A 16,727-nucleotide genomic window follows, 5' to 3' on the forward strand; every position below is an offset into this window, starting at 1 on the left:
TATCAATTGTTTAATCATGATTGTTTATATTCTTTCTCATAGTAATCTATGAAAGCCTGATTACAGAGCTTCATGCCATTGGGTGTTGGGTACAAACCTGTGAAGTACCAGTCTCCGCGATGGTTTGGAATGGCTTGATGCAGACCGTCAATGGACTGGAACACCAACTCTATCGGGGTGGTGACATCTTTTGGACGGAGCATTTCAACGATTTTCTCATTAATCTCTTCCACCGTAAATGGCTCATAAATGTCGCGAACACAATTGCGCATCTCTTCCACAGGTTTCTTCAGTTCGTCCAAACATGCGGCGTAAACGTCACCAATCGTATCTTCTTTACCCTGATCCTTCAGCAACTTGATGGCTGCGCGGAAGACACAAAACTCCTGCAAACTCGACATATCTATTCCATAATAGTCGGGATAACGTATCTGCGGTGCGCTGGAAACGATGATGATTTTCTTAGGATGAAGACGATCGAGGATGTGCAGGATGCTCTCCTTCAATGTCGTTCCACGAACGATACTGTCATCAATAATCACCAGGTTGTCTTGATAAGCCACCAAGCTCTCGTAAGTAATGTCATACACATGCGAAGCCAAATCGTTGCGCGAATTGCCTTCGGTGATGAAGGTGCGCAGTTTAATGTCTTTCCACGCTACCTTCTCCGAACGAACCGATTCAGATAAAATATCCTCCAACTCTGCTGTCGTTGGCACATGTCCCAAGGATTGTATCGTCTGGATTTTCTTCTGATGAACATGCTGCTTGAAGCCTTGCAACAAACCATAGAACGCCACTTCCGCCGTATTAGGAATGAACGAGAAGACCGTGTGCGCCGTATCGTTATCGATAGCCTTTAACACGGCCGGCGTCAAGAGTTCACCCAGCTTCTTGCGTTCTTTGTAAATGTCACGGTCAGAACCTCGACTGAAATAGATTCGTTCGAACGAACATGGTGAATTACCGCGTTTTTCTAATATCTGTTCGATGCTACACTCGCCGTTACGTTTAACCAGTAGCGCCTGTCCAGGTTGCAACTCGCAGATGTCATCACACTCCAAATCGAAGGTTGTCTGCAAGACGGGACGCTCACTGGCCAGCACCACCACCTCGTCATTCTTATAATAAAAGGCTGGTCTGATGCCCCACGGATCGCGCATGGAGAACATTTCACCCGACCCAGTGATGCCACATACAACGTATCCGCCATCAAAATCTTGCATGGTCGTCTTCAAAACATTGCTCATCTGCACATGGTCTTCAATGTAACGGGTAATATCCATATTCTCCAATCCCAACGATTTGGCGTTCACATAATTGCGCTCTACCTCACGATCCAATCGATGACCCATAAACTCGAGCATCAGGTAGCTGTCACTGTTGATGCGAGGACACTGTCCCTGTTGTATCAATTTTTGGAAGATTTCCTCCACATTTGTCATGTTGAAGTTGCCGCACAGACAAAGATTCTTGGCTCTCCAATTGTTTCGTCGCATGAAAGGATGAACATACGACAGTCCTTTCTTCCCCGTTGTGGAGTAACGCAAGTGCCCCATGTACAACTCTCCGGCAAAAGGCAGTTTCTTTCTCACATACTCGATGTCTGTCATGTTCTCGGGTGATTCCCCCATAAACACACTCCTTACGTTACCAAATATCTCCGTGATGGCGTTCTTACCTTCAGCCCGCTCCCTGAACATGTGTTCGGTGCCTGGCTCTGAACCAAGTTTAACGCATGCCATACCAGCACCCTCCTGCCCACGGTTATGCTGCTTTTCCATCATCAGGTACAACTTGTTGAGCGCATATTGCCAGGTACCATATTTGTCTTGGTAATATTTTAAAGGTTTCAACAGGCGAATCATCGCCACTCCACATTCATGCTTTAACGGTTCCATATCATTATCCTCTTATCTGCTAATTGTTGTGTCAAGCTGGCTCACAAAATAAAAAAAATGAAGAATATCACAACATCATATCATGGTATTCTTCATTTTTATTCTGAAAAGCCATTATCCGTCTTCTCTTAATTTCTCAAAATGTTTACTAACAAAGAAGAAATCGACGTCACGATACCAATGAACGAAAACCACAAAGTGGTTGACGGACCGATACCGGCGTTCTTTGACTTCACGCTGTTAGGCTGTACATATATAATATCGTTTTGTTGCAGATAATAATAGGGCGAGTTAATCAAGTTTGCATCATTCATGTTGAGCCGAACCATCTTTTTCTGTCCTGTCTCATCTTCACGAATCAGCATGATGTTATCTCGTTTGCCATACACCGTCAAGTCACCAGCCTGAGCCAACGCCTCCACGATGCTCATCTTTTCGGTAGTTACCGGAAACACTCCCGGGCTGTTTACTTCCCCGGTGACCGTTACACGATAGCTTGACATTCGCACCGTGACGATTGGATTCTCTGTAGCGGCCATGTAAGGCAGCAGCTTTCCTCGAATCATGTCCTGACACTGCGATTTGGTCATACCCTGAACGTGTATGTGTCCGATGACGGGGAAATTGATATTTCCATCATTGTCAACAAGATATCCTTGAAGATTACCAGCACCGTTCGACAACTGGCCTGATGCTCCCACCGTGTTCCCTACGGACAGGTTGAAAGGAGCCGCTGCTGCGGGATCTGTTGTACTCACCGTAATGGTCAGCATGTCTTTTGGCATAATCTTGGCATCATAAAGACCTTTTGATCCAGCCAAACTAATCTCATCGATATTCTGAAAATACGGTACATCTTTACCACTAGAACAACTTCCCAGCAGCACAACCATCGTCAATACGACAATTGGTAAAAAGAATTTCTTCATAAGATTGTATCTTTGCTTGTAAACAACCGCAAAAATAATCTTATTTTTTGATACTGACAAATTATTCTATCATTAATTGTTGAAAACATTTTAAGAGGGAAAAATGCACACGCAGGTTGTGTGGCCAGACGATTGTTCAACTCGTTTTTTATGAAACATAATGTCAATTATCAAAAAAATATAGTAATTTTGCACATTAATTAACAAAATCATGATATTAACATCTAAATTATGAAAAAAGAAACTCTCTTGGCATTGGCAGCCGCAATGGCCATTTCTGCTCATGCACAAGTAAAATTACCTACATGGCTTAACAACGTGAAACTTTCCGGTTATGGAATGACACAGTATAAATATAGTTCACAAAAGAATGCCGAATCAAACACTTTCAACATCCGTATGGTTCGACTGTCACTTGACGGTAGAATCGCGAACGATTTTTATTGGAAGACCCAAATACAGTTCAACGGCAATACCACCAATCTTGGAAGCAGTCCACGCATCGTCGACGCCTTCGCAGAATGGCAAAAGACCGACTATTTAAGAATCAAGATGGGACAGTTCAAGCGACCCTTTAGCTTTGAAAATCCTATGCACCCCATGGAGCAAGGCTTCATGAGCTATGCGCAAACCATACTCAAGCTGACAGGCTTTAACGACCGTGCGGGTGGTCATGCATCCAACGGCCGCGACATCGGTCTGCAGTTGCAGGGTGATTTCTTGAGCAACAGCCAAGGACGCAAACTGTTGCACTACCAAGTAGGCGTATTCAACGGACAGGGAATCAACGTGAAGGATGTGGATCAAAAGAAAGACATCATTGGCGGTTTGTGGGTAATGCCAGTCAAAGGCATGAGAATTGGTGCTTTCGGTTGGACGGGTACTTACGCCCGGAAGGGCACATGGAACGTGCTTGACGAACAGCACAACCCCATCACAACCACCGACGCCAGTGGCAAGACCGTAAACCAAACGCAATCGGGTGTTCGCTCTTTGAGGCAAAACCGGTATGCCTTCTCTGCCGAATATCTTGTCAACGACTGGACGTTCCGCTCTGAATACATTCATTCTACAGGTTTGAGTTTTACACAAACCTACCAAAATCCATCCAATGCCACCAATGCTAACATTAATTATAAGGCAGGTGACAAGGCCGATGGTGCCTATGCACTGGTGATGGCTCCAATCATCAAATCTAAATTGCGGGTAAAAGCGCGCTATGACATGTACCGCCCAACAGGAGAATGGAACCAGTCGAAGACGCAATATGAAATTGGATGCAACTATTCGTTCACCAAAAACATGTTGATTAGTGCCGAATACGCCTACACCAACGACCGCTCTTTGGCTGACGGAAACCATAATTACTCGGTCATAGACGTACAAGTGGACTACAGATTCTAAACACACAGGTAATCAATCTGTATATCAAGGAGTTACAAACACATAGAGATTGGCAGTCAAACCCATTGAGTTTGGCTGCCAATTTCTTTGACTTTGGACCCCAAAGTCATGTGAATTGCAATGGATGTATAGCCACTACCATTTGACAACACAAATTTATTACTCAAAAGGTAGCATTTTCAAGCGGCTGAACATGATGAAACACGGTTCTATCATCGTGTGGAATTCATGCTTCGGAACTCACAATAGCTCATGTTCACACAGAGAACCATCCAGCCAGTTTGGCCTTCAACTTTTCCCAAAGATTGGTTTTTCTACGCAGAATTTGCAGAGATATGATAAGACTGACCGTGGTAAGAAGGCCGCCTACCATCCAATATACCCATGGATTGTCCACCCTGGTCAGGAAAAAAGCAAGTAGTCCGATGGGTATTTGGATGAGCGAATATCGAACAACCGATGAAGAAACCTGATATTGGTAGGTATGATGCATGAAAAAGAACAGCAAACAAAAATCGAAAATAGCCGTTAAGGTAATGGCGACGCCAGTTCCAAAGAGCCCGAATAGCCTGTAACCATATATCACAGCTGCTACCAACACCACATTGTACAGCCCCTCCATGAGCAAATAGAGCCTGGAGTTACCTTTTGCCAACGGGATGTAGGCAATGGGCAACTTGATGGCCCTCATGTACATAGCCAACAAGGTAACCTGAACCATGGTTTGTATCGACATAAATTCGCTGCTGTACAGCAACGGCAGAAGAATGGGCGTGCACACAATGAAGGCTACCAACATAGGGGCCACCAGCAGCAAAGATACCTCAATCTGGTTGTTGACAACCTTGCTCAGAGCGGCGCCATTGGCCTTGATGGCAGACAATCGAGGAAAATAATCTGACTCCATGGAAGAGAAAACAATGCCGGCATAGGTCATCGTCATCATGTAGCCGGCATTATACAGGCCCACTGTACCCATCGATCCCGCTATGTTGAGATAACGGCGAATCAAGAGGTCAGCGCCACTTCCAATCACGCCAGTCAGCACGAAGGCGATACCCAAGCGTATCATTCCCAAACCCTCTGACATCAAAGCCGTGTTGAACGAGATGCGAAAGGGATAGAGATGGTTGCTATAATGAAGCGTGAGGAGCATCTGGATGAGCGCCATGACGATGAGCGAAGGGATGATGGCCGTTTCTCCCCATATATAATACATGGGGATGGAGGTGATTAATGCGCCCACCACATGATAAACAGAGATTTTTGCCAGGGCACTCAGCTTTCTCACTGCTTTCAGTATAGCCAGTTCCACCCGGGTGATGGCAGCCATTCCGATGATGACGGACAACAGAGCAAAATGCAGTGAATGGTCGCCCCAGTCAAAAATCCATCGATCTAACACAGGACTTAGGGCGACGCATGCGAACATACCCAGCAAAGAAGTGAAGACGCCCCAAGCCCGAACCACGGTGATTTGGTGCTGAATGGCAGCCTGATCACCGGTTTCGTAACAGGCAGACAACTCTCTGACCGCACTCATGCCCAAGCCAAAATTGGTAGAATCGGACACCAATTTGATGGTGGAGTTGAATAAGGACATGAGTCCCATACCGTCCGGCCCCAGGATTAGTGCGATAAGTTTGTTGCGGATGATGCTGATCAAGACTATGAAGCCTTCCACACCACCAAACAAACTAGTATACTTTAAAATATGCGTATAGCTGTTGTTACGTCGTTCCACAGTCATCAGTGTTAAAACGACGTCTAGGAACATTTATTACTTTCATTGACAAATATTTTAACATAAAAGAATTATCGCAGCAAATGCGGAAGGAATGAAGAAAACCATTATCTTTGCATAAGATAGGCAGCACCTCAACAAAACAAACAAGTTTGCTTTGTATTTAGTTTGCACTATCTTTGCATAAAATAGGCTGCACCTCAATATAGAAAGTAAACTTTCTCTATGTTCGGCTCGCACTATTTTTGCAAAAACAGACTTCGCCTTAGCAAAGTAAGTAAAATGATAGGAAAAACATCTATGCCAACTCAACAAATATATTCTCAAGGCTTATCAAAAACACCGTTGGTGAGTTTCATTATCACGACCTACAATTTACCCATCAATCTACTTACCGAGTGTTTGCAAAGCGTGTTTTCTCTGTCTTTGGGACAGGATGAACGGGAGATTATATTGGTAGATGACGGATCAGACGTGTGTTCCTTGCAAGAGTTGGCCGCATATCAGAATCAACTGACCTACATCAGGCAGACAAACCAAGGTGCTGCGGCAGCCAGAAACTTGGGCTTGAAAATTGCAAATGGCATGTATGTTCAGTTTATTGACGGCGACGATGCACTGATTCCTTTTTCATACGAACACTGTCTTGACATTATACGTTACAAGAATGCGGATGTGGTATCGTTCGCCACATCTTCCTCTAAAAAGGGGAACAATGCGCCATCTGTGCAAGGCCCCATGACCGGGAGCGCCTATATCAGTCAAAACAATCTGCAAGTGATGGTGTGGAAATACCTGTTCAAGAAGGACATCCTCTGTGGACTGCAATTTACAAATGGCTTACTCAACGAGGATGAAGAGTTTACGCCACAACTACTTCTGCGCGCAGAGCGGATGTATGTGACCGATGCCAGGGCTTATCATTATAGGCGTCGTAAGAATTCTTGCACAACAAGCAAAGCTCCACGAACGTTGATGAAACGGCTTCAAGACACAGAAAACATTCTCTTTCATTTTCAAGACCGTTTGGACTCATGGCCCGAAATGGAACGCAACGCCATGCGACGACGTATCGCTCAATTGTCGATGGATTATCTCTATAATGTAGCCAGATATACACACAGCATCAACCATTTGAACAAAACCATTGAACGATTGAGAAGAAGAGGGCTCTACCCACTCCCGAAAAAGAATTACACCAGGAAGTATCGTCTGTTCAGAAGTGTGATACAAACAAAGATGGGGCGGAAATTCTTGATTCTACTAACAAGCTGGTGCTAACATGTTCACCATACCGATTTGACAGCAACCGAATATGAAAATACTACTCCTTGGAGAATATAGTAACGTACACTGGACATTGGCCGAAGGATTACGCCAGCTTGGCCACCAAGTGACGGTTCTTTCCAATGGCGATTTCTGGAAAAATTATCCCCGTGACATCAATCTGACAAGGAAACTTGGCAAGATGGGAGGCATCTCTTATCTGGCAAGACTGTATGCACTCTTGCCCAAACTTCGAGATTTTGATGTGGTGCAGGTCATCAACCCCATGTTCCTCGAACTTAAGGCACACCGCATCGAACCGATATACCACTATTTGCGCAGACACAATCGGAAGATATTCTTGGCAGCCTTTGGCATGGACTACTATTGGGTAAATACGTGTTGCACCACCATGCCATTGCGCTATAGCGATTTTAACATGGGGCATGAACTGAGAAATACACCCGATGCACTGAAAGAACGAAAAGACTGGCTGGGCACTGATAAACAACAGTTGAACGAATATATCGCAAACTCTTGCCATGGCATTATAGCCGGATTGTATGAATATTGGGCATGTTATCAACCCATCTTCCCACAAAAAACAACCTTCATCCCCTATCCTATCCGTGTTTCAACAAGCAACGACGTTGTTAAAAATAAAGAAGATGGCAAATTAAAATTGTTTATTGGCATCAACAAAGAGCGGTCGGTCTACAAAGGAACGGATATCATGTTGGCTGCTGCACAGGCAATCGTGCGTAAATATCCCCAGCAAGTTCAGTTGAAAATTGCCGAGAATGTGCCTTTCGAAGAATATAAAAAGATGATGAATGGTTCTGACGCCATCCTGGATCAACTATACAGTTATACGCCATCCATGAACGCTCTGGAGGCCATGAGCCGAGGTATCATCTGCATCGGTGGCGGCGAACCGGAGAATTACGAAATACTGAAGGAAACGGAGCTAAGGCCCATCATCAACGTAGAACCTTCCTACGAAAGCGTTGAGCATGAGTTGGAGCTGCTGGTACAACATCCTGAACGAGTGAAACGGCTACAACAACAAAGCATGGAATATATCAAGAAGCACCACGACTATGTGCAGGTGGCAAAGCAATATGTAGATTTTTATAACAAAAGTTTCACTCCCTGAAACAGTTTTCGCTGTTAATGAGGGAGTGAAACTTAAGTTATGTAGTCATTTTTCGTATGCCTTGACAGCATACATACTGTTCACATTGTTTACAAGCTGTCACACTCTTCTAACCAAAGTCTGCTGGTAGCGTCGCTTGGCATGCGCCAATCACCACGAGGACTTAAGCTCACGCTGACCACCTTCGGTCCATCAGGCAAACATGAACGCTTGAATTGCTGAGAGAAGAAACGCTTGCAAAATACCTTGAGCCACTTCTTAATAGTTTCCTCATCATAATATCCTATCATCTTGAGCGAGTCACCCTCTAAACCTTGCCGCTGCTGCGGTTTTGTTTCTGCGAAAGCTTTTTTGGCCAACAAGAATATCTTGCGAGGACGGAAGCCAAAACGTAAGAAATAATAAAGGAAGAAATCGTGCAACTCGTACGGGCCCACCAGATCCTCTGTCTTTTGCTTAATATCCCCATGCTCGTCGGCAGGTGTCAACTCGGGCGAGATAGGCGTATCAATAACATCCATCAAGATACGCGCGGTCTGGTCATCCTTGGTGAGGTGTTGGGCATAGAAGCGTACCAAAAAACGAATCATAGTCTTAGGAACCCCTGCGTTAACACCATACATAGACATGTGGTCGCCATTATAAGTTGCCCACCCTAAGGCCAATTCAGACAAGTCGCCTGTGCCAACCACCAAAGCATTGAGCTGATTGCTCAAATCCATTAATATCTGTGTGCGCTCGCGAGCCTGACAGTTTTCATACGTCGCATCATGTACATTGGGGTCATGCCCAATGTCTTCAAAATGCTGGTTGACGCTCTTACGGATGTCGATTTCCTTGATGGTGATACCAAGCTCTTGCATCAAATCAATGGCATTGTGATAGGTTCGGTCTGTCGTTCCGAAGCCAGGCATGGTCACACCGATGATTCCTTTGCGGTCGTAACCAAGTTGGTCGAACGTCAACACGCAAACCAACAGTGCCAACGTAGAATCCAAGCCACCACTGATGCCCAGGACAGCGTTGCGGCAACCTATGTGCTTGATGCGCGTAGCCAATCCCATCGACTGGATGTTGAGTACCTCCTGACAACTTTCATCCAGTTGTTCTGCATCTGGGAGGAAGGGATGTGGATTAATCTCGCGCTCAAGCTTAAAGTCATACGACCGCAGACATGGCAGGCATGGCAGGTAATGGATGGCCGATCCATTGCTGAAAATGGCAAACTGATTAGGGCTCAAGTTGTCAGAAAATCCTCTTTGCTTGGCGTAATTATTTACTTGTCGCTGAGCATTGACATACGTCGAGTTGGTTCTGCGCTCGGCTCTCAACATCTCAATGTCTATTTGTGCGGCATGCATCTGTCCTTCGAAGGTGAAGCGTTTCCCCTCTGCCAGCATGGTACCTTTTTCATAGATGAGTCCATTGCCCGCATAAACCAAGTCTTGCGTACTCTCACCAAAACCACTGGCCGCATAGACATACCCCGTGATGGTTCTGGAACTTTGTTGAGAGAGCAGGCTCTTGAGGTAGTTGTACTTTCCAATCAGAGCATCACTGGCCGAGAGGTTGAAGATGATGTCTGCACCTGCCAATGCCAACGTATTACTTGGTGGAACGGGGGCCCACACGTCCTCACATATTTCTACACCGAATTGCACACCGTCGGCAGTAACGAAGATTTGTGGATCCGGGGTCACTACGATGTTCTGTCCGGCATAATGTATGGTTGTTTCCTTCAAATCTTGTGAAGACGCAAACGATCTCTTCTCATAAAACTCACTGTAATCGGGCAGGTACGTCTTTGGAATCACTCCAATGATCTGTCCTTGCTGAATGACCATGCCGCAATTCAAGAGCAAATCACCGACAATGATAGGCAACCCAATGATGACAATGACATCTAACTTTCGCGTGAACTCCAACAAATGAAGTACAGCAGCTTCTGACGCATCTAATAAAAGATTCTGCTGAAACAGATCCTGACACGTGTAGGAAGTGATGCCCAACTCAGGAAAGACGATAATCTCGACACCCTGTTCTTCTGCTTGAGCAATCTGAGCTTCAGTTTGCTCGACATTGTACTTGCAGTCTGCCACCTTGACCAGTGGTACTGCACATGCTACCTTAATAAATCCTGATTTCATATTGTATTGATTTAAAGTTGTTCGTATTATTTGACACGAGTAAGTGGAGGCAAATGAAGTTTACCAGCAAATTCTTTTTATTTAAAAGAGCAATGTCCATTAACTCCCATTAACTCCCCTCGTAACTCCTATTAACTCCTAAGTTAAACTGTAAAGCTAATGTCCATTAACTCCCATTGACTCCCCTCGTAACTCCTGTTTACCCCTCCTTATTTAATCGTCACCTGCGTCGCTCCGTAACCATATTCCTGGAAACTTGCGTCCTGATATGGATATTTCTTGTAGCGATAATTCAGGTCATTGATGAGCGCTCGCCTCAGCACACCCTCACCTTTACCATGGATGAAGATGATTTTTTGCCCCTTCTTATTAGCATACTCAGCTATAGTGTCACGAAACTTCTTCAATTGGTAATTCAGAATATCCGTGGCACTCATGCCCGCAGTAGAGTCCAACAACTCATTGGCATGCAGGTCAACCACCAGAAGATTGTCATCACCCCGATGCTTCATCACAAAAGGATTTCCTTTTCGGCGCTTGTCATCGTACCGACTCATGTACGTGTCGGCCTTTGCTTTTTCCGACGATGCAACTTTGGTGTGATCTTGTTCAGCCTTTTGATACATCTCGGCCTTTAAAGCTGTAGGGTCTACAACCAACGGTCGTGCGGTTTTATCCTTTTCGATGATGGTGTACAGCAAGGCTGGCTGCTCAAAGAAGTCGTTCTCTTCGAAGGTGTGAAGCTTGTAGAATTTCACTGGATCAACCCTGAACTGCATATCCACTGTTGGCTTCAAGATGAATGGTTTCTCACGCTTGTAGGCAATCAGTTGGATGGCTACCCGACCCAATTCATTTAAATCCTCACGCCCAAACTCCTCGATAAACTCTTTTGTATTAGGCTCTACTTCCTGTGTAGCCTTCAACGTCCAGCTCTGTCCTTCTGCAGCAAGGTAAGTGAATCGAACATAATAGTTGCTGTCGTTCACGAAATAACATTCGAATCTCGTATGGGTCACCTCCTTGATATCCAATGGTACAAAGGCAAGATAGCAACTAAGTTGATTGCCACCCTTACGCTCTTCTACCGGAGCACGGAAGGTAATCTCCTTGTCAGCCGGGTCTTGCTCTATATCTTCCTCCTCCTCATCCATTTCAGCATGGCTGATGGCCTGCTTCACAGAAGTAGGTTTCGGTGAAAGAGAACTCACAACTTTGCTGGTGCTATAGTCATCTTCCCGAACAAGCACTACTTCATTGATGGGAGTAGGAATCTGAAAACCATCTTCATCCTCTACCAATACGATGTTTTTTCCTTGGAATCCTGCGATGATACCACCGCCAGACTCACTGAGAAAACTTACTTTATCACCTATCTTCATCTTATAAAAAAATGTAAATATCCAACATGTTTATTTCTACTTGCCCTGCCAAACGTGTCCAGCACATGGCCGTTCAACACTTAGTCTGTTATCATCCGACGTGACATCGAGTGGTAAACTCGATTAAGGAATCAGCAGACTGCTGTCTCCATAGCTGAGAAAGCGGAAATCGTGTGCCAGCGCATAGTCGTAAATCTTACGCCAGTCGCCATGAACGAATGCGCTGACCAGCAGCAACAGCGTGCTCTGTGGCTGATGGAAGTTGGTAATCAACATCTTCACAATTTTGTATTCATAGCCTGGTGCGATGATGATTTGAGTTGAGCTGTGCAAGGCTCCTAATTGATTTCGCTTGAGATAGTTGAGAACGTTTTGTATCGCTTGCATGGGCGTGATACCGTCTATCAATCCCCCATCCAACTGTTCCGTCGTTCCATCCTCTCGCATTCTCTCGTAAGGAGCCCATTGATTGACATGTAACTCGGCTTCTGAGGCATCGGGATGTACCGACAAATACACGCCCATGTAATACAAACTTTCCAATGTCCGCACACTGGTTGTACCCACTGCGATGGCACTTGCATCGTGTCGCAACAGTTTCTCCAATGTTTGTTGATGTACGCAGATATACTCGGTGTGCATGTCATGGTCTTCTATCTCTTGACTCTTCACGGGTTTAAACGTTCCGGCTCCGACGTGAAGGGTTACCTCTTCTCTGTCGATGCCATGCTCGTCTAACGACTTGAGCACATCGTTGGTAAAATGAAGACCTGCCGTTGGAGCTGCCACCGACCCTTTTATCTTGGAATACACGGTCTGATAAGTGGTCTTGTCGCTCTCTTGTGTCTCCCGATTGAGGTAAGGAGGAATGGGCAGCTCGCCCATATCTTCTAATATTTCGGAAAAACTAATATCTTCTGCATCCCAATCAAACTCAACCCAATGGTGAGTAGCAGGTGCGGACAGCAGTAGATTTCCCTCTGCCTGATCCTCTTTATGCTGACTTTTCTTGGTTATGGTCAGCGTAAGACTGCGACCCTTTATTTCGTAAGAACGAGTAAGAGCCCCTTCTTTCCATTTCTTCAAATTGCCAATCATGCAGTACCACGCACAGTGACCCCTTGTCTGGAAAATCTGTTCGTAATCAGTTGGAGCAGCTGGTTCCATCAAGAACACCTCTATCCTGGCGCCTGTACTCTTCATAAAGTACATTCGCGCCTGGATGACTTTGGTGTTGTTGAAAATCATCAAAGCTCCCTGTGGGAGATGATTCTTCAGGTGATAGAACACATCCTCGCCCACTTTGCCTTGATTGTACAAAAGCAGTTTACTGTGATCGCGCTGCGCTATAGGAAATTTTGCAATACGATCGTCGGGCAAATCGTACTGATAATCACTAATATGTATATGTTTTGTATCCATTATTTCTTTGTTCTTACCTTCATTAAGTAAACAACACTAATCCTCTAAATATAGCATACATGTAAGATACAGACATCACTAAGATAACAAGATGAACGTCCTTATAGTTATACCCCGTTTGGGTGTACTGACTCGAGATGTAATTCGTATTGGCCGAGAGCTTTCGATTCACCCGACAATACATCCAATAGGTACTGAATCCAACGACGGTTGCCCAAGCGAATCCCACCAGTACGTCACTTGGATAATGCACACCTAAGTACAGTCTGGTGTAGGCATTGAGCAGAGACCATGAGATCATAAAGAAGCTGAACAAACTACTCCTGACTAACAGACAGAGAAACAGGGCAATAGAAAACGTGTTGGACGCATGACCTGAAAAGAAACTAAAAGTCCGCGGACGATATTGGTCAACCACGTCGATTTGGTATTTCAGCATCAGATCGTTACAAGGACGAATCCTACCCACCAAAGGTTTGATGAAGGCATCGGCCATTCCCGATGAAAGGAGCAAGCACAAGGCGGCAAAACCAATGACGAGAAATATCTGTGTCATCGTCTCATTGTTCTTGATAACAAGATAAATCAAGGCGACATACAGAGGAATCCACGTCACACTGGAGGTTAAGGTCATCATCATTCCATCCAGAAACAATGAGTCAGAACCGTTCAGTGCAAACAGCAGTTGATGATCCAGGTCGGTTAATGCTTGTATATTCAACTTCAGAATGCTGTATTAATAATGTATTATATTTCTTCTATCTGACGGGTTCGCAACCACCCTTCTCGCCCATCAGCCAGGCGGATGCCACGCCAATCGTTGAGTCCTTTGTCTGTAATGTCCACCTTGGTGCCCTCATGGATGACAAACTCGTCTGCACTACCATTAGCTGGTGTCTTCTTGACCGTGACGGAAGGAGCAATGACGATGGCTGCCTTCCTGTTCTGAAGATTATACTTCTGCTGATAAGCAAAGAAGTTACAGAAAACAAAGAGGATAAAGAACAAGCATCCGCCATAAAAGCCAATCTTTCGCAACATTACGTTGGGACCAAAGAGAAACATGAGTACTAGCAACAACACCAATACAATGGACGCAATTGCCATGACAGCCCAGTTGTCAACACTTGTAAAATTGACCAATGAGTGATACCAAGTAACGAAGAACATTTCACTCTCTGGGGTAATTTTGTCAATGGTTTTTGAGCTGGCAAACTGCAAATTGAAACGAATGTCATCGTCACCCGGAGACAGCATCAGCGCACGTTCGTAGGCAAGGATGGCCTGGGTGATGTTATCTGTACGATAGTATGCGTTACCCAAATTATAGTACAAGTCAGCATTGACGCCTTTTTTGAGCAATTCCTCATAATCCTTGATAGCCTGCTGATAATTGCCTCGTTTATATTCGGTATCGGCGTTCTCCTTGGTGATGCCCGAAGCTGAAAGTGAAACGAACACCGTCAACACACACAACAGGAATGTTTTGCCACGCACTGCCGAATTGTTTTTATGTTTTGAGCTCGTTTTCATCACATTTTCTATTTCCATAATCGCGGTCATGGCTGAGTCAATCGTCTTATTCATATTACCCGATGGATCGCCAGGGGCATATCTTTCAAACTCACATTCATCCAGTGCCGAGATAAATGTATCAATAGTTTTGTTATCAACAGCCTGCCGTTGCAAATTGTCAGCGATATTCTCACGTGACAGCTGTTCGACCGGCATGTTCAATTTATCACTGACATATCCCCACAAGGCATGCAACACTTCATCATAGAACTCGGCTTGTTTATTCTGTTCCATGAGGTTTCTGGCTTTCTTCAGTCGCTTGGTCGCCACTTTGTTGGCTTTCTTACCACGCATTTTCACAATGTCTGCATGGTCTAAAGCACGTTTGCGGAACACAACTAACAAGATGATAAATGCCAACAGCGGCACCAACAAACTCACCCAATATTGCGGAGAGCCAAAGAAGAACTCATCCACACGGTGCATTCTCACATTTTGCAGTTTGAGTCCTCTGATGTCGTTAGCCTTCTCCTGTCGATAGTCAGCCAGCGAAGAGCCTTTGCCATCACCCTTCTTCACGTTGATCTTGAAAGCCTGTGTCTTGATGGTTTTGTAGGCATTCAGGCCTGTGTCGTAATAAGTAAACGCAATGGGAGGTATGTCATACTGTCCCTGATTTCTGGGAACCGCCAGTATGTCATAAATCATGTTGCCTTCAACACCATTTGCCGTCAATTTAGTTTTATCCGTTATCTTCGCATCATACTTGTCAAAGTCTTTGGGGAATGCAACGTCTGGCTGTTTAATCAGTTTCAGATTACCTACGCCTCCCACGACAACACGCAGGGATATGGGTTCGCCCGCCTTCACTTCCGTGTGATTGACTGAAGCTGAAAGGTTGAATTTTCCCACCCCACCAGAGAAATCTGATGGACGCTTTGGCAATGGGTCTACCTGCACCGTCAGCCCCGGTGCCACGATGTTGCGTTTTACTTCCACATAACCAGAGCCTCCGTTGAAGAACGCTTCAAAGGGATCGACGGCCCTATTCTGTTGGACAACGATACCTTTGAAGGTGATGCTTGGTATCTCTAATTTTCCCGTTACTTGCGGATACATGACATACTGGCTCCACGTAACACAGCGATAGTTTTTCCCATTGACCTTTTCTACATGGAAGTTTTTCTGCTGTGGCAACTTGATTTCCTGCGTGTGAAAGCCTGTCAAGTCGGGCATCTTACCCTCCAGTTGTGTCAAATCAACGAGCGTATATACTTTATAGGTCAGCAGGATAGGTTCCTGTTCATGCACTCTTCGCTTGTTGGCACTCACCTTGATGAACAAATCGTTACCCGATATCTTGCTCCCAGCCTTTCTCATTTGTGCCTCTCCAGCATAATCATCGTGCATCTGAGGCGCACCATTGTTCTGTCGTGCGGTACCTGACACAGTCACTTTCGCCGCTCTCGACGTAATGGTCTTTCCGTTGATGCGTGCTCTTGCAGGCGGTATGGTGTAAGTACCGTTCTTTGAGGCATACAACGTATAGGTGTAAGTGATGGATGACGAACTACTGGTATGACCGTTGACCATTTGAAAGCTCGACTGGCTGGATGTGTACGGTCCGGCAATCACCTCGATAGCATCTGGGATGTTACCAGCTCTGAAATCATCTACCTCTTGTGTGTTGATGGTGTACGACAGCCTGAAGTTCTCTCCTACTGACACATGAGATGGCACCGACACGGTGATGGATTGTGCGTTGCCAACCAGTGGGCATAACGCACCAATGAGTATGGTGATAAATATATAATTGAGATATAGCTTCATCCTTTTCTTATTCATCCTTTTAATCACGTGT

The 16,727-nt window shown here is 45.1% G+C and carries 11 protein-coding genes; 3 read left to right on the forward strand and 8 right to left on the reverse strand.

The window, feature by feature from the left end; genetic code table 11:
• Window positions 1-14 precede the first annotated feature (14 nt).
• Both NQ518_RS03775 and NQ518_RS03780 read right to left on the reverse strand, forming a co-directional pair.
• Complete coding sequence (locus NQ518_RS03775; RefSeq protein ID WP_227960850.1) at window positions 15-1,901, reverse strand: amidophosphoribosyltransferase; 1,887 nt, start codon at window positions 1,899-1,901, stop codon at window positions 15-17.
• Between the two features lie 128 nt (window positions 1,902-2,029).
• The gene (locus NQ518_RS03780; RefSeq protein ID WP_227960848.1) at window positions 2,030-2,830 is read right to left on the reverse strand and encodes a polysaccharide biosynthesis/export family protein; all 801 of its coding nucleotides are present in this window, start codon (window positions 2,828-2,830) and stop codon (window positions 2,030-2,032) included.
• A gap of 231 nt (window positions 2,831-3,061) precedes the next feature.
• On the opposite strand from NQ518_RS03780, the gene NQ518_RS03785 reads away from it, so the two are divergent.
• Window positions 3,062-4,234, forward strand: coding sequence for a porin (locus NQ518_RS03785; RefSeq protein WP_227960846.1), 1,173 nt, complete (start codon window positions 3,062-3,064; stop codon window positions 4,232-4,234).
• 256 nt (window positions 4,235-4,490) lie between these two features.
• Here the strand turns inward: NQ518_RS03785 and NQ518_RS03790 are convergent, their stop codons facing one another.
• The gene (locus NQ518_RS03790; protein ID WP_227960844.1) at window positions 4,491-5,984 is read right to left on the reverse strand and encodes an oligosaccharide flippase family protein; all 1,494 of its coding nucleotides are present in this window, start codon (window positions 5,982-5,984) and stop codon (window positions 4,491-4,493) included.
• Between the two features lie 276 nt (window positions 5,985-6,260).
• Between NQ518_RS03790 and NQ518_RS03795 the strand changes: the two genes are divergently transcribed.
• Entirely contained in the window at window positions 6,261-7,259 is a 999-nt protein-coding gene (locus NQ518_RS03795) for a glycosyltransferase (RefSeq protein ID WP_227960842.1), read from the forward strand.
• Window positions 7,260-7,293: 34 nt separating this feature from the next.
• Window positions 7,294-8,400, forward strand: coding sequence for a glycosyltransferase family 4 protein (locus tag NQ518_RS03800; RefSeq protein WP_227960840.1), 1,107 nt, complete (start codon window positions 7,294-7,296; stop codon window positions 8,398-8,400).
• An 89-nt stretch (window positions 8,401-8,489) separates the two neighbouring features.
• Here NQ518_RS03800 and NQ518_RS03805 read toward each other — a convergent pair whose 3' ends face one another.
• The 5 genes from NQ518_RS03805 to NQ518_RS03825 form a co-directional block, all read right to left on the reverse strand.
• On the reverse strand, window positions 8,490-10,547 hold the full coding sequence (locus NQ518_RS03805) for an NAD(+) synthase (protein ID WP_227205752.1): 2,058 nt from the start codon (window positions 10,545-10,547) through the stop codon (window positions 8,490-8,492).
• Between the two features lie 209 nt (window positions 10,548-10,756).
• Window positions 10,757-11,929, reverse strand: a complete 1,173-nt coding sequence (locus NQ518_RS03810; RefSeq protein WP_227960838.1) for a DUF2027 domain-containing protein — start codon at window positions 11,927-11,929, stop codon at window positions 10,757-10,759.
• Window positions 11,930-12,052: 123 nt separating this feature from the next.
• Window positions 12,053-13,351, reverse strand: a complete 1,299-nt coding sequence (locus NQ518_RS03815; RefSeq protein WP_227960837.1) for an S-adenosylmethionine:tRNA ribosyltransferase-isomerase — start codon at window positions 13,349-13,351, stop codon at window positions 12,053-12,055.
• Between the two features lie 22 nt (window positions 13,352-13,373).
• Window positions 13,374-14,072 (reverse strand): phosphatase PAP2 family protein, encoded by a 699-nt coding sequence (locus NQ518_RS03820; protein ID WP_227960835.1) that lies wholly within the window; start codon window positions 14,070-14,072, stop codon window positions 13,374-13,376.
• Between the two features lie 26 nt (window positions 14,073-14,098).
• Window positions 14,099-16,711: a BatD family protein gene (locus tag NQ518_RS03825; RefSeq protein WP_227960833.1), complete on the reverse strand. Its 2,613-nt coding sequence runs from the start codon at window positions 16,709-16,711 to the stop codon at window positions 14,099-14,101.
• Between the last annotated feature and the right edge of the window lie 16 nt (window positions 16,712-16,727).

The organism is Hoylesella buccalis ATCC 35310, from assembly GCF_025151385.1.
Taxonomy (GTDB): Bacteria; Bacteroidota; Bacteroidia; order Bacteroidales; family Bacteroidaceae; genus Prevotella; species Prevotella buccalis.

Excerpts from the sequence above, each read along its gene's own strand:
- NQ518_RS03775 (WP_227960850.1), bottom strand. The coding sequence starts at position 1,901 with ATGGAACCGTTAAAGCATGAATGTGGAGTGGCGATGATTCGCCTGTTG.
- NQ518_RS03780 (WP_227960848.1), bottom strand. The coding sequence starts at position 2,830 with ATGAAGAAATTCTTTTTACCAATTGTCGTATTGACGATGGTTGTGCTG.
- NQ518_RS03785 (WP_227960846.1), top strand. The coding sequence starts at position 3,062 with ATGAAAAAAGAAACTCTCTTGGCATTGGCAGCCGCAATGGCCATTTCT.
- NQ518_RS03790 (WP_227960844.1), bottom strand. The coding sequence starts at position 5,984 with ATGACTGTGGAACGACGTAACAACAGCTATACGCATATTTTAAAGTAT.
- NQ518_RS03795 (WP_227960842.1), top strand. The coding sequence starts at position 6,261 with ATGATAGGAAAAACATCTATGCCAACTCAACAAATATATTCTCAAGGC.
- NQ518_RS03800 (WP_227960840.1), top strand. The coding sequence starts at position 7,294 with ATGAAAATACTACTCCTTGGAGAATATAGTAACGTACACTGGACATTG.
- NQ518_RS03805 (WP_227205752.1), bottom strand. The coding sequence starts at position 10,547 with ATGAAATCAGGATTTATTAAGGTAGCATGTGCAGTACCACTGGTCAAG.
- NQ518_RS03810 (WP_227960838.1), bottom strand. The coding sequence starts at position 11,929 with ATGAAGATAGGTGATAAAGTAAGTTTTCTCAGTGAGTCTGGCGGTGGT.
- NQ518_RS03815 (WP_227960837.1), bottom strand. The coding sequence starts at position 13,351 with ATGGATACAAAACATATACATATTAGTGATTATCAGTACGATTTGCCC.
- NQ518_RS03825 (WP_227960833.1), bottom strand. The coding sequence starts at position 16,711 with ATGAATAAGAAAAGGATGAAGCTATATCTCAATTATATATTTATCACC.